General features: G+C 57.0%; 14 protein-coding genes. All 14 read right to left on the reverse strand.

Going from position 1 to position 19,355, the window contains the following annotated elements:
* Window positions 1-8 precede the first annotated feature (8 nt).
* Entirely contained in the window at window positions 9-2,162 is a 2,154-nt protein-coding gene (locus AC1EKE_RS04075) for a S9 family peptidase (protein ID WP_480308322.1), read from the reverse strand.
* Window positions 2,163-2,241: 79 nt separating this feature from the next.
* Window positions 2,242-3,618 carry an MATE family efflux transporter gene (locus AC1EKE_RS04080; RefSeq protein WP_480308324.1) on the reverse strand — a complete coding sequence of 459 codons (1,377 nt, stop codon included), beginning with the start codon at window positions 3,616-3,618 and terminating at the stop codon, window positions 2,242-2,244.
* Window positions 3,619-3,624: 6 nt separating this feature from the next.
* Window positions 3,625-4,659, reverse strand: coding sequence for a dual-specificity RNA methyltransferase RlmN (rlmN, locus tag AC1EKE_RS04085; RefSeq protein WP_480308440.1), 1,035 nt, complete (start codon window positions 4,657-4,659; stop codon window positions 3,625-3,627).
* On the reverse strand, window positions 4,656-7,964 hold the full coding sequence (locus AC1EKE_RS04090) for a UvrD-helicase domain-containing protein (protein WP_480308325.1): 3,309 nt from the start codon (window positions 7,962-7,964) through the stop codon (window positions 4,656-4,658). Before AC1EKE_RS04090 ends, rlmN begins: the two co-directional genes overlap by 4 nt.
* Window positions 7,964-8,314, reverse strand: a complete 351-nt coding sequence (locus AC1EKE_RS04095) for a translation initiation factor (protein ID WP_480308327.1) — start codon at window positions 8,312-8,314, stop codon at window positions 7,964-7,966. The genes AC1EKE_RS04090 and AC1EKE_RS04095 overlap by 1 nt, the downstream gene beginning before the upstream one ends.
* On the reverse strand, window positions 8,301-9,986 hold the full coding sequence (locus AC1EKE_RS04100; RefSeq protein WP_480308329.1) for a S41 family peptidase: 1,686 nt from the start codon (window positions 9,984-9,986) through the stop codon (window positions 8,301-8,303). The genes AC1EKE_RS04095 and AC1EKE_RS04100 overlap by 14 nt, the downstream gene beginning before the upstream one ends.
* A 476-nt stretch (window positions 9,987-10,462) precedes the next feature.
* The gene (gene ftsH, locus AC1EKE_RS04105) at window positions 10,463-12,616 is read right to left on the reverse strand and encodes an ATP-dependent zinc metalloprotease FtsH (RefSeq protein ID WP_480308331.1); all 2,154 of its coding nucleotides are present in this window, start codon (window positions 12,614-12,616) and stop codon (window positions 10,463-10,465) included.
* A 29-nt stretch (window positions 12,617-12,645) separates the two neighbouring features.
* The gene (gene rsfS / locus AC1EKE_RS04110; RefSeq protein ID WP_297127588.1) at window positions 12,646-13,023 is read right to left on the reverse strand and encodes a ribosome silencing factor; all 378 of its coding nucleotides are present in this window, start codon (window positions 13,021-13,023) and stop codon (window positions 12,646-12,648) included.
* Between the two features lie 33 nt (window positions 13,024-13,056).
* Window positions 13,057-14,484: a 23S rRNA (uracil(1939)-C(5))-methyltransferase RlmD gene (gene rlmD, locus AC1EKE_RS04115; protein WP_480308332.1), complete on the reverse strand. Its 1,428-nt coding sequence runs from the start codon at window positions 14,482-14,484 to the stop codon at window positions 13,057-13,059.
* Window positions 14,485-14,650: 166 nt separating this feature from the next.
* A complete protein-coding gene (locus AC1EKE_RS04120) occupies window positions 14,651-15,136 on the reverse strand; it encodes a hypothetical protein (RefSeq protein WP_480308333.1) in 486 nt (161 codons plus the stop codon).
* A 26-nt stretch (window positions 15,137-15,162) separates the two neighbouring features.
* Entirely contained in the window at window positions 15,163-15,576 is a 414-nt protein-coding gene (locus AC1EKE_RS04125) for a hypothetical protein (protein ID WP_480308335.1), read from the reverse strand.
* Between the two features lie 77 nt (window positions 15,577-15,653).
* The gene (locus tag AC1EKE_RS04130; protein ID WP_480308336.1) at window positions 15,654-16,223 is read right to left on the reverse strand and encodes an RNA polymerase sigma factor; all 570 of its coding nucleotides are present in this window, start codon (window positions 16,221-16,223) and stop codon (window positions 15,654-15,656) included.
* Between the two features lie 13 nt (window positions 16,224-16,236).
* Entirely contained in the window at window positions 16,237-18,390 is a 2,154-nt protein-coding gene (locus AC1EKE_RS04135) for an HD family phosphohydrolase (protein ID WP_480308337.1), read from the reverse strand.
* A 65-nt stretch (window positions 18,391-18,455) separates the two neighbouring features.
* Window positions 18,456-19,355: a bifunctional 5,10-methylenetetrahydrofolate dehydrogenase/5,10-methenyltetrahydrofolate cyclohydrolase gene (locus AC1EKE_RS04140; RefSeq protein ID WP_296119776.1), complete on the reverse strand. Its 900-nt coding sequence runs from the start codon at window positions 19,353-19,355 to the stop codon at window positions 18,456-18,458.

Consider the following 19,355-nt stretch of genomic DNA (forward strand, 5'->3'; position numbering starts at 1 on the left):
AATTGAGATTACTTGAGGAAGTCGTCGAAGTAGCGACTGATGACGGTATTGAGATGGACCCGATCCGGACCTAGGACATTGTGCTCGTGATCGGGATAGATCATATAGTCCGGGTAGGTGCGGGCAGCGATGCAGGCGTTGAGGAAGGTCTGAGAGTTTTGCCACACTACTACCGGATCGACACCGCCGTGGATGAGGAGCAGTCTCCCTCGCAGGTCCTTGGCTCGGTCAGAGAGGCGCGCGGCAGCGTAGCCCTCCGGATTCTCCTGCGGTGTGTCCATATACCGCTCACCGTACATGATTTCGTAGAAGGCCCAGTCGATCACCGGACCGCCGGCGACGCCGACCTTGAAGGTATCCCCGTGGGTCAGCATCAGATTGGTGGTCATGAAGCCACCGAAGCTCCAGCCGTAGACGCCAAGTCGGTCGGTGTCGACGTAAGGCAGAGAGGAGAGAAACTTTACCCCCTCCATCTGGTCCTCCATCTCCGCCTTGCCCAGCCGGCGGTGGATGATGCTCTCAAAGGCCATTCCTCGATTGTTGGATCCCCGTCCGTCCACAGTGAAGACGATATATCCCTGCTCCGCCATATAGTTGTCCCAATTGTACCGAAGGCTCCGCCAGCTATCCGTCACCAGCTGCGCATGAGGTCCTCCGTAGACATAGACGATAGTCGGGTACTTCTTCCCCTCCTCGAGAGTGGCGGGCAGGGTCATCTTGTAGTATAGATCGGTCACCCCATCAGCAGACTTGATCGTCCCGAGACGTACCTCGGGTCGCCGGGAGAGGTCGGAGGGCACCTCACACTTCTTGAGCAGATGAGAGCGGATGGCTTTTTTCCCTAAGTCGATGACCCGAGCCTCTGCCGGGCTGTCCTTGGAGCTGAAGAGGTCATACGCTGTCGTATAGTCCGCCGACAGGCTGCAGGAGTGCCATCCCCGCTCAGGGGTGATGGCGGTCATCTTGCCACTCGCAAGCGCCACCCGGTAGAGTGCCTGACCCATCGGGTAGCCCTCATTGCCGAGGAAATAGGCGTAGCGATCGTCCGGCGAGATCCCGTAGAGCGACTTGACCTCCCACTCGCCCTTGGTGAGCTGACGGATCAGCTTACTATCCCTTGTGCGATAGAGGTAAAGGTGGCGGTAGCCATCGATACGGGTGGATCGGACGAACGCCTTGCCGTCACTGGTGAAGGCAATGGGCTCCAGTGGCTCGATGTATCTCTCGTTGCGCTCTGTCAGCACGGTCCGCACGGGGTGACCGCTCTCCACGCTGTACTCCACCAGGTTGCACTCGTCCTGCGAGCGCTTCACCTCATCGATGTAGAGGCTCTTCTCATCCGGTGCCCAGGAGAGGTTGGTGAAGTACCTGTCTCTGGGCTCACCGGTGGCGAGGTAGCGGATGGAGCCATCTGCTGTGTCGTAGATGCCTACGGTCGTATGCTGAGAGTCTTGTCCTGCCATCGGGTACTTCAGCGGGTCACTCTCTGCTGTTGGACGATGGATCCGGACGATCGGGTAGTCCGTCACCTCCGACTGGTCAATGCGGTAAAAGGCGAAGTACCTGCCGCTCGGGGAGAAGAAGATACCCGACTCGGTTCCAAACTCGTTCCGCGCAGCCGGCATCCCGTAGACAATATCGTGCGAAGAGTCGCTCACCAGCTCTCGGGGCTCTGTCGCACCGCTCTTTAGTAGAGCCATCGTCTCGCCGTCTGAGAGGACGATGTAGGAGGCTCCCGGAGCCACGTGTAGATGCTGCCACCGCTTCGTGTCGTACGCATAGTGCTTGGCGATGGATCTGGACTTCAGGTCGATGAAGTCGATGCCCCTCTCCGAGGCGCGAGACAAGTACTCACCTTTTCCGTACATCGTCAGCCAGGGAAGTGCCTTGACCGGGGTGTCGTCGATCTGAGACCACTCTTGCAGCGTCAGGAGATCGGTCTCGCGGCCGGCCTTGTCCACCAGCTTGAGCCCCTTCTTGTCATAGGTGACCACGCCATCGCCGATGACCCCGCAGATCGTCGGTGTAGAGGGCTGGTGGCTCCAGTAGGTCCGCCCACCGGGAGTGACGTCATCCAGCGTCAGTGGCTCGACGGTCTGTGCCTGTAGCAGGTGGCAACCGGCGATCAGGGAGAGGAGAAAAAGGTAAGTCTTGGTACTCATTTTATCTCTATCTATACTCTTATATTAATTGTACAGGACAATTGTTAGCTCAGTGTAAATGTACTAAAAGAAGTCCGAATTATGCTCCCTCGTGTATCTGCTCCATAGGCGCATCGGAAGGCGGGTAGATCTTGGCGCGTCCCTTCAGCAGGTAATAGCCACCCGCAAGGGTCCCCTTGAGGATGCAGGTGATGCAGATCGTCCACCAAAGGCAGGAGATCCCACCGATCAGGCTGAGCAGTACGAGAGCCATAGGGATACGGAGGAAGTTGCACCCGATACTGATCGCTGATGGAGGTAGTGGGCGTCGCATACCATAGAAGAAGCCCTGGAAGCAGACCTCGACCATCATAAAGGCTTGAGCCCATGCATCGATCCGGAGGTACTCCGCCCCGGCGGCGATACCGTGGGGATCATTGGGGATGATGAGGGAGAACAGCCACGACCCGCCGAAGTAATTGATCAGCGTCCCCATGATCCCGAAGAATAGGCAGAGCCAGAGGGTAAATCGCAGTCCCTCGCGGATGCGTCCGTACTTCGCAGCGCCATAGTTTTGCGACACAAAGCTGGAGAGGGACGTGGAGAAGCCCTGACCCGCATTCCACGTGATCCCCTCCAGCTGTCCCCCGATCGTCAGGGTCATCACGCCAGTTGCGCCCCCCGCTGCGGAGGCAAAGCGGCCAAGGATAAGGTTGATCACCGCCAGGAACGCATTCATCAGCGCAGCCGGTACCCCCAGCTTAAGTATGGTCCGGGTCGTCTGGGCAGACAACGTCCGGATCATCCTGAAGCCTCCCAGCAACCGATCTCGGTACTTCATCTGGATGAGGAAGAGCGACATCAGGATAGCCTGTGAGAGCACCGTGGCGAGAGCGGCACCCCGTATGCCGAGACCGAGGACAAAGATGAATATCGGATCCAGGATCATATTGAGCCCCAGCCCGATCACATTGACTACAAAGGGGATCTTGGAGAGTCCGGAGGCATTGTATATCCCGATGAATGCATTGCTGAGGAAGATGAAGGGGAATCCCAGCGCACAGAGCCTCAAGTAGTCAGTCGCATACCTGTCCACCGGTGCCTCAAGCCCATAGAAGCCGATGAAGGTGTCTGTGAGGAGTAAAAAGGTGAGCGAGGTGACGAGACCGAAGTAGAGTGCCAGTGTGATATTGTGAGCCGCATAGTCCGCTGCTGCCCGCTCGTCCTTTCGCCCAATGCCATTAGCCACCGTCACCTCAGCACCTACCTTAGTGATGAGCGTAAAGCAATTGACCAACCAGGTAAAGATGGATGCCGCACCGGAGGCAGCGACCGTCTGGCTACTCAGCCGTCCCAGCCACGCCATATCGACGAAGCTGTAGAGCATCAGGGTAAATGAGCTCCCCAGTATCGGCAGCGCCAGCGAAACGATCTGCTTACCGATCGGTCCCCCGGTAAGGTCCCTTGCCTCTCTCATCGGTGACTACGAGAGTGGCTTGAGTGTGGAGAGCATGCCGCACGCGGCGTCGATGTCCTGACCGCGCGAGCGACGTATCGTAGCGATGACACCGTGATCATTGAGATAGTCGGCAAATTGCTCGATGACCTCCCTCCGGGACGAGTGATAGGGTAGTCCCTCGATCGGGTGGTAGGGGATAAGATTGACCCGAGACCTGAGTGGACGGATCAGCTCCACCAGTGCCTTGGCGTGGCGGAGGTCGTCATTGAGCTCACCGAAGACGATGTACTCAAAGGAGAGTCTCCGCTGACCGGAGAAGTCGTACTTACCCAAGGTCTCGATCACCTCCTCGATGGGGAAGAGTCCCTCCACCGGCATTATCTCCTCCCGCTCCTCAGGGAAGGGGCTGTGCAGACTAACGGCAAGATTGGCTCTCTGCTCCTCGAGGAAGCGCGTCAGCCCTACTCGAGGACCCACCGTGCTGACGGTGATCCTCTTAGGGCTCCAGGCAAGTCCGTACTCTGCGGTCATGATCTCCAGCACGGAGGCGACCACCTTGTAGTTGTCCAGTGGCTCACCCATACCCATGAAGACGACGTTGGTGAGGGAGTCAAAGTGGGGAGCACTGAGCACTTGATTGATCACATCAGCTGCGGTGAGATGCCCGTGAAATCCCATCTGCCCCGTGGCGCAGAAGCGACATCCCATCCGACAGCCCACCTGTGAGGAGATGCAGAGCGTCGCCCGACCGTCCTCCTCAGGGATATAGACGGTCTCGAAGGTCTGCTCCGGACGATCCTGCTTGCGGAAGAGGTACTTTTCCGTTCCATCCCGGGACACCTGCGTGAGAGCGACCGGGCTGCGACCGATGGTGCAGCAGGTCTCCAGCTTAGTCCGGAGTGCCTTGGGGAGATTGGTCATCTCATCGAGGGTGGTGACCCTCTTGACGTAGAGCCACTCGGCGAGCTGCTTTGCCCGGTACTTTGGTTCGCCGAGTTCCTGCACGAGGGAGGTCAGTTCGTCTAATGTCAGTCCCAGTAATGTTGTCGTCCTCATCAGCACACCTTGATTATTCCATTAGGACTGCGAAGGTACCACAAATATCCGGTCACCTCGTCCACGCCACTGCTGCGGAGCTGGTCGACGTATTGCCTGACCTGTCGGCGATAAGCCTCAGGTACAGGGTCCGGGTCGCCCAGCTTGTAGTCTATGACTACTCCGTGGAGCGTCCCGTCGCTTGCTCTCTTGAGTACTACCCGATCCGGTCTCTGCTCCCTGCCGTAGCCTTGGTCATAGAGGGTCGACTCCGTGCGGATGATGGCCTCTCCATAGGGTGGAAACCATCCGGCGTAGGTGGTCATCGCGGTGGTGAAGTTGTAGAGGAGCCTTTCGTGCTCCTCCTCGCTGATCCTGCCGGTGTTGAGAAGATTCTGGAGCAGGGGGGCAAAGTCATCAGCGGTATACACTGATGAGAGGAGACTGTGCATTAGTATGCCGAAGTCGGTTCGCTCATCCGCATACTTGTCCCGTACCTTGAGGTCTTTCAGGTCAACGATGCTGACGAGACTGTCGAGGGTTACCTGACCACAGCTCGTCGAGGTCAATTCCTCCTTCTGTCGCCGTGGCTTCACCTCTACGTTGCTTCGCCACACCGATATGCCCTGCTGATCCTCTTTGGTAAGATCACCCTTGAGGCCTTCTTCTAATTTTTCCATACGATCCAGGATGATATTATTTATCCTGGTTGTCGTGCCTGTTTTAGACTTTGGCTTAGTGAAGGCATAGAGTTCGCTCTTTGCCCTCGTGAAGGCGACATACAGGAGATTAAGCTCATCCATATAGTGTGCCTCTCTCTCTGCCTCATAGATAGGTGACAGGCCACTCGCCAGTCCTCGTTTGCCATCCTCCATATTGATCAGGTAGATGCCCGGCTTTACATCATCTGAGGATAGATCAGGATAGTCTTTATCAGGGATTCGGATCAGGCGGAGATCCCTCTTTCCTTTATTGGGGGAGTAGATGTCCCAGTTGGCAAATGGGAGTATGACGACGGGGAACTCAAGCCCCTTTGCTTCGTGTATCGTCAGGACATTGATGCGATCCAGCTCGCCGCTGCCCATATCAACCTTGGTCCTGTCAATGTTTTGCTCCAACCAGTCGTCAAACTGCCGGATTGACAGATCCGGACTTCGCCTGCTGTAGGTGTATGCCAGGTCGATGAAGGCATTGACATAGAGCTTTTCCTCGACAGGCAGCTCTCCGAGGAGATTAATGGCTCTGAGGAGGAACTCATACACCGACAGACCGGTGGTGGAGAGCTTCATAAGACTATCGTAGAGCCGATCTGCTCTCTCGGTATTGCCCTCAGGCTTACTACTCTGTACATAGGACTGGATCATCAGTCTCAGTAGCTTATCGCTCTGAGGAGAGGCGGTCGAGAGTGCCCTGATCAGGGTCCTGAGGAGACGGACTATGGCAGAGCTTGTCAGGCTGAGAGCGCTCTTGCTTACAAAGGCATACTTACTTGCCAGATCTTTCTCCACAGCAGCCCACTCGGTAAGCCACGAGGCGACTTCTTCGCACTGGTCGTTTTTACGTGAGAGGATCGCGATGTCCCCTGGCTTATATCCGCGGTCGAAGAGATCCACAAGGTGGTCGTGGAGGTAAGTCTTTACATCGGGTATGCTCTCATTATTCTTATTATCCGGTAGGACGGAGATCTCGATGCACCCGGAGCCGGTGCCTTTCTTCTGATCGGGGACTTCTTGCTTCACATTTTCCCTCTCGTATACCATCTTGTGGAGCCTGGTCAGTTCGGTATCGTAGTCCTCTGTGTAGTAGCCTTTATAATTATAGATGTCTGCAAAGAATTCGTTATTAAAGGTGATGATCCTCTCGTCGCTCCGCCAGTTGGTAGGCAGATTGATAACCCGATCGGTTTTGCCAGATCCTTTTTTGATCCCATCCACCAGTTTGATGAAGTTGCTACTCTCTGCCCCGCGGAAGGCATAGATGCTCTGCTTGGCATCACCGACGACGAAGTTCTCGTGTCCACTGCTTCGAGCTTCATTGATGAGTGGCTCAAAGTTGGACCACTGCAGCTTGGCCGTGTCCTGAAACTCATCGATCACGTAGTGGTGCAGTCGCACGCCCACACGGTCGTAGACAAAGGGGGTGTCGTCTCCGTCTATGATCTGATCAAGGAGCTGATTTACCCTGGGGATGAGGAGCAGGTGATTCTGATGCTCATACTCCTCGATCGACTTGGCGATCTCTACGAGTATGGGTATATAGGCCAAGTAGTCCAGTAGTAGTCGGGCGTTCACATACTCCTTGGCACCGCTCGCAGGGAGCAGATTTGCTACCTGGTCCCTCAGAGGGTAGATCTCATCCTCATGGTCCTTGTCTCTTTTCGTAAGCTTCCACTCCGAGATCCCTTCCTTAGTGAGTCCCTCCAGCAGAATGGCATCAGCAATATTGTCTATCGTTGAGATACTCTTGATCTTTTTCCCCCATAGGTAGGGATTGTACTCACTTATTTTCCTCGCTATGGTAGTTATCGGTCTCAGCTTTTTCTCATAGTCGTCGACCACCCCCTTGAGGTATTGTTGGTTTTGACTTACGAGCTGTTGTGCTTCCTTACTTAGGAGGTAGGGCTTGATCTGCTCCCACTCATTGCCATTGATGAGGTGCTTAGCGATGTCAGCGATTTCCTTGAAGGGGTCCACCTGTTCGTCCGTGCCGATAGACTCGGTCTGGAGTCTTCTGACCACGCTCGAGATTTTGCTGTAGGTATTAGCATCCATCTCGAGCTTTAGGTTATCGATGGCGAGGTTGATCGCCTCGCTGACATTCAGCTCGATCTGGTACGACCCGGAGAAACTCTGACCGGTGATCTCGCGGCGCAGACCCCGCAACACCTCTTGGAAAAATGAGTCGATGGTCCGGACGTTGAAGTGGCTGTAGTCCTCAAGGATCTGCTTTACAGCGTGCTTGCTGAGGCGAGGCAGGTCATCACTCAGCTCCTTCTCTGTCTTGCCGACCAGTCCGATCAGCTCCTTGATGACATCCTTAGAGATGCCGGTGATCGCCGTGCCCGTCTTCACCTCGCTCAGGCGGATCAGCTCGCGGAGGATCCTCTGCTTGAGCTCCAGGGTCGCTTTCTTCGTAAAGGTGACGCCCAAGATACCCTGGAAACCGAAGTACGGATCCCCCGTCGACTCGATTACTTTACGGCTCCCTGAGAGGTCTGAGTGTGGGGCGTAGTGATTAAGAAAAAGGAGCAGCAGGAATTCCTTGACCAAGCTGTACGTCTTGCCACTTCCTGCCGAGGCAGAGTAGACCGTGAGTGTCTTCCTATTCATTACTTTCCTGTCGTCTGCTTATATCCCATCTCTCTTAGGAGAGAGGCTACTCTCCCGACCACCTCTCCCTGGAGGATCACCTCTCCCTCCTTGACACTCCCACCGATTCCACACTTTGCCTTGAGCTCCTTGCTCAGCTCCTCCAGGTCGGACGATCGCCCGACAAACCCGGTGATCAGTGTCACCGTCTTCCCCTTGCGTCCCTTCCGCTCCATATGGACGTGGAGCCGCTGCTCACCGGGGGAGAGCGTCTCCTCCTCACTGTCAAGGGAGATCCCCTCGAGGAGTGAGGCCATGGTCTCCTTGCCGGTCGAGTAGACCAGACCGCCCTCGCCCTTACTCCTTGCCATCGCTCCGGTCCTTAGGGGTCAGTAGGTCTCGATAGCTCTTACGATCCCCGAGGACTCGCACTGCTTCCTTGAGTGATGGATCCGTCTCCATCATCACCGCATAGTACCCTTGGGATCCAAAGAAATGCATCGCCATCTCCCCCCTCAGTAGGTCCAGTACCAGCTGCTTGTGTGGGGCAATGTCTCTGCGGAGCGAGGGGATGAGCTTAGCTCGCAAGGCGTCAAACTCTGCCTTACTCCCCTCGGCATAGCCCTCGTAGTCGGCCAGCTCTCTCAGCTGATCAAGGGCCTTGGCACTCATCTCACCATATCGGAAGTCCCCCGCCTCGAGGGTGTCTATCAGTGCCTCATACTCAGCATCGCTGATCACGATGTCGCGGTAGCTCGAGGGCGTCGGACGGCCGGAGACTAAGTGTCCGGCGTACCTGAAGAGTGCCCCCTTACGTGACATAGAGAGGATCGGCTCAGTCAGTATCTCGTCCTCGATCTTGATATCCGGGCGGATGCCTCCCCCGTCCCGCACGATCCGACCTGCAGCGGTGCGGAAGGTCTTGGTGAGGCTATCCGGTACTGCAGCCACCGAGCCGTCGGGATTTCGGTGGCTGTAGTCCAGCTGCTGGATGCACCTCCCGCTCGGGATGTAGTATCGCGCTACCGTCACCTTGAGGATGCCATTGTAAGGGGTGGGGCGTGTCGACTGCACGAGGCCCTTCCCGAAGCTCTTACTCCCTATCAGGACAGCTCTGTCCAGGTCCTGCAATGACCCAGCGACGATCTCACTCGAGGAGGCGGAGGAACCGTTGATCAGCACCGTCAGGGGGAGGTCAAGGCTTACCGGGTCTGTGGTCGTGCGGTACTCCTGACCGGACTGCGGCAGCCTCCCCTTGGTCTCCATGACCTTAGTCCCCTTGGGGACAAACATCCCCACGATATCTATCGCTCCGTCCAGCACACCACCGGTATTTCCCCTGAGATCCAGTACCAGCCCCTTGAGCTTCCCCGAGCTGCTCAGTCGCTCGTAGGCGCGCCGCACGTCAGCCGCACTCTTGTCGGTAAAGGAGCTGAGCCGGATATATCCGATGCGATCGCCGTAGATGGCACTGTAGACCACCTGGTCCACCACCACATTGGCGCGAGAGAGAGTCTTCTCTACTGGCTTCGTCGCACCGACAGGTAGGATGCTCACCCTCACATCGGTCCCTACCGGACCCTTCAGCTTATCACTGATCATAGAGGCGGTGCCGGGCACCACGCTCTTCCCATCGATCTCGAGGAAGGCGTCTCCGCTCCGGAGACCTGCCTTGGCTGCCGGAGAGCCCGGCATAGGCTCCCGCACGTAGACCACCGAGTCCACCTGCAGGATGTAGGCACCGATACCGCCATACTCGCCGGTGGTCATAAAGGCGAAGTCCGCCCGGTCTGACTCGGGGAAAAAGTTGGTGTAGGGGTCCAGCTGCGAGAGCGTCATATTCAGTCCCTGAGCGGTCACCTTCTCCATATCGAAGGTGTCCACATAGAGTGTAGAGACATTACCGAGGACGCTCCTAAATATGTCGATCGCTCTGGAGGTGGCGAGCTGAGGATCTGTAGGGGTCTTGTCGCTCTGGGCGACAGCTGAGAGGCAAAGCCCGGAGAGCAAGCCTGCAGTAAGTAGGGATAATATTTTATTCATCTGAGGTAACACGACTTGGTGTCATAGTCATATAGGATAGATACAAAGTTCCACTTTTTCCCCCACCTTCCCAAACAAAAGCACGCCTAATACCGGTAAAAGAATCCTCTAATATCGGTATTAGAGTTCACTAATATCGGTATTAGAAGTACCACATATCCTGAGTCTGATTGTCAGCCTATTGCGAGGACGCTCCTTGGGCTCTCAAGAGGTGTGCGAAAGTGGAGGAGTTTCGTGGGATATGTAGACCTATTAGGAGGCTTTGGTGCCCTCACTGAGTGATGGCGATCATCGGGGGCGGTTTGGTCTCTCACTATGGATGGTCGCGGTGCCGAAAGGGTGTGTGTGCGCGTCTTTATCAGTCCACCTGATCCGGTGACGTGAGGGTAAAAAAAGAGATCAAGGCTCCCTCGTCCCTTCCGGACAAGAGAGCCTCGATCTCTTACGCTAATGCTTGCTTAGAGCGGTGCCACTGATCAGTCTCCGCAGGAGTCCGCTCCGAGGATGCCGGAGTCGTGGACCTGCTCGCTGCAGGAGTCCTCCTCCTCAGCCTTAGTGGAAAAGGGTGGGGGTGGGGGAGTGGATCTGCCCTCCGAGGAAGTGTCCTTAGGCTCGTCAGAGGGGTGGTCGGGTGTCTCAGTCTCGTGAGGGGTCTCCTCCTTGACCTCGCCTCCCTGCTCCTCCGCATCTCTGAGTAGCTCCTCAGCTCGGGAGTCCCATGGGCGCTTGCCGAGGATCTTCTCCACATCCTCGGTGTAGATCACCTCGCGCTGGAAGAGCAGGTCTGCCATCTCGTGATGACCCTCCTCATTCTCCCGCAGGATCTTCTTGGCTCGCTCATACTGCTCAGCGATGATGCTGCGGATCTCCTGGTCGATCAGTCTGGCGGTCTCATCGCTGTAGGGCTTGGTGAAGTTGTACTCACCCTGATTGTCCTGATAATTGACGTTCGGGATCTTGTCGCTCATGCCATAATTGACCACCATCGCCTGCGCCATGCGGGTCACCTTCTCGAGGTCATTGGAGGCCCCTGTGGAGATGTGCCCTATGAAGAGCTCCTCAGCGGCACGGCCGCCAAGGGTCGCACACATCTCGTCCTCGATCGCTTCCTTGGGGACGATCTGCCGCTCCTCAGGCATATACCAGGCGGCTCCGAGTGCGCGCCCTCTCGGTACGATGGTTACCTTGACGAGCGGATTGGCATAGCGGAGACGCCAGCTGATGGTAGCGTGACCTGCCTCGTGGATGCAGATCATCTTCTTCTCCGACTTGGTGATGATGGCACTCTTCTTCTCCAGTCCACCGACGACGCGGTCGACGGCGTTGGAGAAGTCGACTGCCTCCACGGCATTTTTCGACTCACGGGCGGCGATCAGTGCCGCCTCATTGCAGACGTTGGCAATGTCTGCCCCGGAGAATCCCGGCGTCTGGCGGGCCATCTTGTCCGGATCCACGTCGGGCGCCAGCTTGAGCCCCTTCATATGCACGAGGAAGATCTCCTTCCGCTCATTGAGGTCGGGCAGGTCGATGTAGATCTGTCGGTCAAAGCGACCGGCACGCATGAGCGCCTTGTCGAGGATGTCGGCACGGTTGGTAGCCGCCATGACGATGACTCCGCTATTGGTGTCGAAGCCGTCCATCTCCGTCAGTAGCTGATTGAGGGTATTCTCCCGCTCGTCGTTGCCTCCGAAGCCGGCATTCTTTCCCCTCGCCCGACCGATGGCGTCGATCTCATCGATGAAGATGATGCAAGGGCTTTTCTCTTTTGCCGTGCTGAAGAGGTCTCGCACGCGACTAGCTCCCACGCCGACAAACATCTCGACGAAGTCTGAGCCACTGAGGGAGAAGAATGGCACCCCCGCCTCACCGGCAACAGCCTTGGCGAGGAGAGTCTTACCGGTGCCGGGAGGCCCTACGAGGAGTACGCCCTTGGGGATCTTACCGCCGAGGTGGGTGTAGCGCTTGGGCTCCTTGAGGAAGTGGACCACCTCCATCACCTCTTGCTTGGCACCATAGAGGCCGGCAACGTTGTCAAAGGTGGTCTTCACCTTTGTCTCCGGGTCAAAGAGCTGAGCCTTGGACTTGCCGACATTCATGACACCGCCACGACCGCCCATCCCGGAGAAGCCTCTCATCATCCAGATCCAGAAAACGATCAGGAGGAGGAAGGGTAAGGTCTGCAGGAGGATGGTCCAGATGCTGATGCTCTGATTGACGTACGAGATCTCTGTGGAGATCGGCTTGTCGGAGCTCTTGATCCTCTGATAGATGTCATTGAAGGCAGTTGCCCCCGGCATCTCCGACGTGACCTGGGTGGCGCCGAGGAGGCGTGGGCGGGTCTGCTTGACTTGCTCGGCCGGTATGATGCCGAGGTCGACGAGACGCCCCTCCTTGCCCTGGCGGAGGGTGGCATCCACCTTCCCCTTAGAGGAGTAGACGGTGATGGACTCAAAGGCATCATCCTCCATCAAGGTCTGGAAGTCAGACCACTTGACAGAGCGGGCGTTGCTGTTGTCTCCGAAGAAGTAGAGCCCCAGGATCACCATCATGATGATCATGAAGATCCAGCCGATATTGATATTTGGCTTTCGCTTCGGATTGCCTCTCTGAGGTATGGTATTATTTGGCATACGAGTGGATCAATTCTCTATAATACATCTCAGACTTCGTCCTCCAGCTGGGTCCTGTCGGCATCCTCCCACATCTGCTCGAGATGGTAGAAGGTGCGGAGCTCCGGCGTGAAGATATGGACCATAGCATCGACATAGTCCATGGCGATCCACTCACCGCTCCCCTTGTGGACGCGGATGGGACGCTCACCGGCCTGCTCCTCCACCACCTCGCGGACCGACTCCTCGAGAGTGCTGATGCCTGTGGGGCTGTTGCTCTCAGCGATGATCATATAGTCGGTGGGTCGATCATGCAAGCGGTGCAGGTCGAGGATGGTGATGGCGTGTCCTTTCTTGGCCCTGAGGCCCTCTACGATACTGTGTACAAGCGCTTCCGTGCGCTCGTGTGTTGTGGTCGAAGTTGTCAAAAGTCGGGATGTATTGAAATAAAATGGTGTGACTTACTTACGGACGAGGAGGACGACGTTCTCGACATGGTGCGTCTGCGGAAACATATCCACCGGCTGCGTCACGGCGACGGCGTACTCCTCCTGAAGAGTCTGCAAATCTCGTGCCTGACTGGCGGGATTACAGCTCACGTAGATGATGCGGTCGGGGTGAGCATGCAGGATCGTCTGCAGCACATCGGGGTGCATACCGGCTCGGGGCGGATCGGCGATGATCACATCGGGTCGCCCGTGGGACGAGACAAAGTCATCGGTCAGGATGTCCTTCATGTCACCGGCGTAGAAGTCAAGGTTCGTCAGACCATTGAAGTCCGCATTGAGCCTCGCATCCTGGATGGCCTCCTCGACGTACTCGATGCCGATCACGTGTGCTGCCTGGCGGGAGACGAAGGAGGCGATGGTGCCGGTGCCGGTGTATAGGTCGTAGACCATCTCCTTACCGGTGAGGCTTGCCAGCTCACGCACTACGGAGTAGAGGCGATAGGCTTGGCGGCTATTGGTCTGGAAGAAGGACTTGGGTCCCACCTTGAAGTGCAACCCCTCCATCTCCTCGACGATATAGTCTCTGCCGGAGAAGGACTTCACCTCGAGCCCGTCGAGGGTGTCGTTGCCCTTTGTATTGATCACATAGAGGAGGGACGTGATCTCGGGGAATGCCTCCCTCAGCGCACTCAGTAGTGCAATGCGGCGCTCCTCATCCTCCTCACCGAAGGCGATGACCAGCATCACCTCGCCCGTGGAGGAGATCCGTAGCATCATCGTCCGCATCAGCCCCACCTGCTCTCTCAGATCGAAGAAGGTGTACCCCTCATGCGTGAGGCCGTAGTGCCGGATGAAGTTTCGGATCCTATTATTCAGGTCATCCATCAGGTGGCACTCCCGGATGTCCAAGACCTTGTCGAAGCGTCCCGGTATATGGAAGCCCACTCCTCGTCGCTCATCGACAGCCTCACCATCCAGCAGGTCGCGCTCCTCCTCGGTGATCCAGCGGGAGGAGGAGAAGGTAAACTCGAGCTTATTGCGATACCCCAACTCCCTCTCGCAGCCCAGTATTGGGCGCTGCTCCCCGATCGTCACCTTGCCGATACGGGTCAGCTGGTCATAGACCTGCTGCTGCTTGGCCTCGAGCTGCATCTCGTAGGGCACGTGCTGCCACTTGCAGCCACCGCAGAGACCGAAGTGGGGGCATACCGGCTCTCGCCGCTGGTCCGATGGGGTGACTAAGCGGTCGATCAGCCCCTCCGCGTGGGAGTGCTTGCTCCTCGTGATAAGCAGGTCGGCCACGTCTCCCGGAGCGCTGTATGGCACAAAGACCACACGCCCGTCCTCTAAGTGTCCGATGCACTTCCCCTCGGCAGCCATCTTCTCGATGGTGATGCCGGGAGCGATCACTCTCTTTTTCTCTCTTTTCTTAGCTTTCACAATGGGTTATCTCAGGGGTAAAACCTACGGCGGACCGATAGTAAGGTCTGCAGTAGGGCAGGAGCAAATGTACGCAATTTAATGCTTAGGTATGTGGAAAAAAAGCCCAGCCCGGCAGCATCGGAGCAAACCGGCTACCGGGCTGGGCTTAGTGGTGGTGCGAAGATTATAGCTCCCCTTGTTTCGTGGAGAAGTCTTGCTTGAAGTCCTTGATCGCGATGTAGATCTCGCCCAATTTCTTATTCTGGAAGTAGGGCTTGAGGGATAGGTAGAGCCGTAGGCGACACTTCTTCAGCTCGACATCGAGATTGAGTACCTTCTCAAGCGTTTTCCCATACTTGTAGTCGCTCAGGTCCCCATTCTCGAGCAGGTCGAGGAGCTCGGCTCGCTCTTTCCAGAGGATCATCTTCTTGCGATCATAGCGCGCCAGCTCGGTGTCCAGAGCCTTAGCCTCGTCGGCTGTAAGCTTACAGGTCCGGGTTACATAGGCGACGCACTCCTTCCGTATCTGCTCTGCCTTAGGAGTCTGTGCCGCGGTACCGGCAGATATCGGCTGTGGCGCCAGCTGAGCCATACCGCTGCCGTGAGCCTTTCCGAGCGACAGGGGAAGGAGAACAAAGAGGAATATCAGGGTGAGAATTAGTCTATTCATAGGGATGATGTGGGTAGGCTATGAGGTCAGAGGCCGCTATAAGTGACGTGTAGGTAATAGTCGTCCGCCAAGTCCTCCGAGAGGTAGTCCTCGTAGTCTTGGTCGCTGTATTGCTCGTAGCGCTCCAGGTCGTCACTGCGCCCCGAGAGCGTCGTCTCCTCATCATGAACCTTCATGACACCGGTGGTGTAGATCAGCGGGATGGCAAGTAGCACGGCTACCACCGAGGCGACAGCTATATAGAGGCGCTTGCGGGATCTGCGTCTCTCGCCCCGCTCGTGTTGACTCAGCTGCTCCTCCACCTGCTCTATCGTCTCGATCCGTCGCTTGACACGATCCGCCAGCCCCTCGAAGTATCCATCGGGGACGGAGAAGTGCCTTGCGGGATCAAGTGGCTTGATGATATTACGGCTCCTCAGGGGAGTTCTCTTAATGCTCATACTTGTGTGAAAGACGATTCTAATGGTATCTCCTCGTACCTCAGTACAATTATAGGATCCTCAGTGGTGGCAAAAGTTTAATCCTCATCCTCCACCACACCGAGGTACTTGTAGAGCTTCTGAGTGGCGTGGTGGTAATTCGCCTTGAGAGCCCCGACGCTGGTGCCGGTGATCTCAGAGATCTCGGCATAGGGTAGCTCCTCGAAGTAACGTAGCTCAAAGGTTGTCCTCTGCTTCTCCGGGAGCTTATCTATCGCCTCCATCAGCTGGATCTCCGCCTCGTCGCCATCGAAGTAAGGGTCGCTTGTCAGCGTCTCTGCAAGACTGTAGGTGTCGGTCTCTATGGGCAACTGACGCTCCGGATGGTTTCGTCTCAGGAGCGAGCGAGCTTCATTGAGTGCGATGGTGTACATCCAGGTGGAGAGCTTGGACTTACCCTCGAAGTGGGCAAGGTTTTTCCACACCTTGATCAGCGTATTCTGCAGGGCGTCGTTGGTGTCGTCGTGGGTGATGAGCACACGACGAATCACGGCGTAGAGCATCGGCGAGTAGCGGTCGACGATGAGGCGGAAGGCCTCCTCCTGGGTCTCCTGCTGTCTTGCGAGCTCTACCAGCTCCTCCTCGGGTATGTCAGGACTGATCTTCAAGGGAGAGTGGGGCTCACTTGGCTTGAGCTGCCTTAGCCTCCTTATTCAGCTCCGGGTACTTGATCCGAGAGTGGTTCATCGTCCGGAGCTTGTCGAGGAATACCTGCTTGATCATCTCGATGTCCTTTAGCGTCAGTGGCGTATTTCGCAGGTAACCGCCACTGACAATGCCATCGACGATCTTGTCGATGTGATTGGTGAGGATCTCCTCATTCATCTCCTTGAGGCTTCGGGAAGATGCCTCCACCTGATCGGCCAGCATCATCACGCCCTGCTCCCGGGTCCAGGGGTTGGGCCCCGGGTAGCGGAACATACTCTCGTCCACCACCTCACCCGGGTGCTCATTGCAGTACTGGATGTAGAAGTACTTCGTCATCCCGAGGCCGTGGTGGGTGCGGATAAAGTCGATGATCTGCTCGGGGAGCTTCGCATTGCGAGCCATCTCCACCCCGTCCGTGACGTGGCTGATGATGATCTTGGCACTCTCCTCGGGTCGGAGCTTGAAGTGAGGATTATTCTCTCCGCCCTGGTTCTCCGTGAAGTAGATCGGGTTTTTCATCTTCCCGATGTCGTGGTAGAGTGCGCCGGTGCGGGTCAGCTGCACGTTGCCACCGATCTTGGAGATCGCAGCGGTGCTGAGGATCGAGACATTAAGAACGTGCTGGAAGGTCCCCGGTGCCACTTCGCTCTCCCTCTTGAGGAGCGGCTTATTGATGTCGCCCAGCTCCACGAGGCTGATCGGTGTGATGTAGCCAAAGACCTTCTCCACTACATAGAGGAGTGGGTAGGAGAACATCAGGAAGATGAAGCCGATCGCAAAGTACCACACGAGATTGATGTCAAAGCCCGCCAGTGTCCCCTCCATAGCAAGCGTGTAGGCGGTGTAGACGGCGATCTGTACAAATGGCACCCACACTGCGGAGTAGATCAGGTCTCGCCTCTGAGAAATATCGGACAGCGTCGCCAGCACTACCGCCCCGCTGATCACCTGGAGTAGGAGGAAGAGGGAGGCATCAGGTACCACGAGGGTGGTGAGGAGCACGGTCGTGATAAAGGTCACGAGGGCGGTGCGCCCATCCATCACCACGCGTGTCAGGATCAGCACCATACAGTAGGGGATCACATATACCACCATCGGTGAGATCGGAGCAAGTAGGTAGGAGGCGGCGGGGAATAGCAGCACCTGTAGGAGCAGGAAGAGCCTATTGCGTCGCTCGATCATAAGGTCTGGACGGGCTATCCGGAGGTAGAAGAAGAGTCCCAGCAGCGTGCCGGCGATCAGTGCCAGCAGCCCCAGCCGGATGATCGCTAAGTCTGACGTGCTGCGGGCGTACTCGTTGTAGGCCGCCTCGTACCCCTTGAGCTTCTGATAGATCTCCGGAGTGACCATCTCGCCGAGGCCGACGATCTTCGTCCCCTTGAAGACCACCCCCACCACCTCATTGATAGAGGCGATGCGGGCGTCCGCCATACGGCTCGTCTGGTCGGTGTCGTAGATCACATTGGGCATCAGAAGTGCCGCTAGGTCGGCCTGACGCAGCATGAGGCTGTCGAGTCCCTTGGGTGCGTTAGCTATAATCGAGTCGTAGGCCTCCGCTGTGGTGATCAGATCGGAGAGTTGGCGCTCCCGAGCCACATTGTCCTTGCCGATCACAAAGACTTGGGCGGAGTCTGCGAGCTGCTCCACCTCCGTTGGATCAACCATACCGAGGTCGTAGAAGTGCTCCAGCTCTCTCAGCAGATAAGCGACGTAGCTACTATGCTCCATGATCACCCGAGGTAGCTTGGCATCGTGATAGGCCTCGAGCAGCTGATCCTTCTGCTGCCTGTACACCTCCCTATTGTAGGAGAAGTAAAGATCCTTATGTGCCTCTATGTAGGCCTGCTCCTCCTGTACCGCCTCTGGGCTCTTCCGCACCTCGAAGTCGTACGGCGCTATCAGCACGTCTTGGTAGCGCCAGGGCTGATTGACCGCATACTTGTACTTGAAGTGTGACTGCCCGCCCGGGTAGCACAGTGCCAAGATCGCCGCCGTAGCAAGGATGGCGACGAACGTCCAGAGGGCGGTGGTGCGATGTACCTTCTTCATATCATCTGATAGACTGGCGTGTGACAAGGAGAGGATGACCGACGGCTGATGGGGAGTCTCCCGCATTACCTCGGTCATCCCTCTCTCTCTCCTATGCGTGCATTACATGTGTTCCTTCCCTCGGCGGAAGGGTAGGTCGGGACTTACTTCTCGAGACCCCTATTGCGCCGGGCGGCGAGGAGGGTATTGTGAAGCAGTGCGATGATCGTCATCGGACCCACACCTCCCGGCACGGGAGTGATGTAGGAGCACTTCGGTGCGACGTTGTCGAAGTCCACGTCACCGCAGAGACGGAAGCCCTTCGCTCTCGAGGCATCCGGTACACGGGTCGTACCTACGTCGATCACGACAGCACCCTCCTTGACCATATCGGCCTTGACGAAGTGGGGCTGTCCCAGTGCGGCGATGATCACGTCAGCGTGACGGGTGTAGAAGGCGATGTCCTTCGTGTGGCTGTGGCAGACCGTGACGGTCGCATTGCCGGGATTGTCCTTATGGAGCAGCAGCTGTGCCACCGGCTTGCCGACGATGTCGCTCCGACCCAGCACCACTACGTGCTTGCCGTCGGTGCTGATGTTGTACCGCCTCAGCAGCTCGCAGATGCCGAAGGGGGTGGCGGAGACAAAGCCCGGCAGTCCGATGGAGAGCTTGCCGACGTTGGTCGGGTGGAAGCCGTCCACGTCCTTCCTCGGGTCGATCGCCTCGATCACCTTCTGCGCATCGATATGCTTAGGCAATGGGAGCTGGACGATGAAGCCGTCGAGGTCGTCATCCGCATTGAGCTTAGCGACCTCCTTGAGCAGCTCCTCCTCCGTGATGTCTGCCTCGAAGCGCAGGGTCTCGCTGCGGATCCCGCACGCCTCGCAGGTGATCATCTTATTGTGCACGTATGTCTCGCTGCCACCATCGTGGCCGACGAGTACGGCGATCAGTCGGGGAGACTTGTGTCCCTCAGCGACCATCTTCTCCACCTCCGCCTTGATCTCCTCTCTCATCTGCCGATTGATCTCCTTGCCATCGAGCAGTGTGTAGGGTGTTTCCAT

The organism is Porphyromonas sp. C0041D3 (assembly GCF_056590575.1).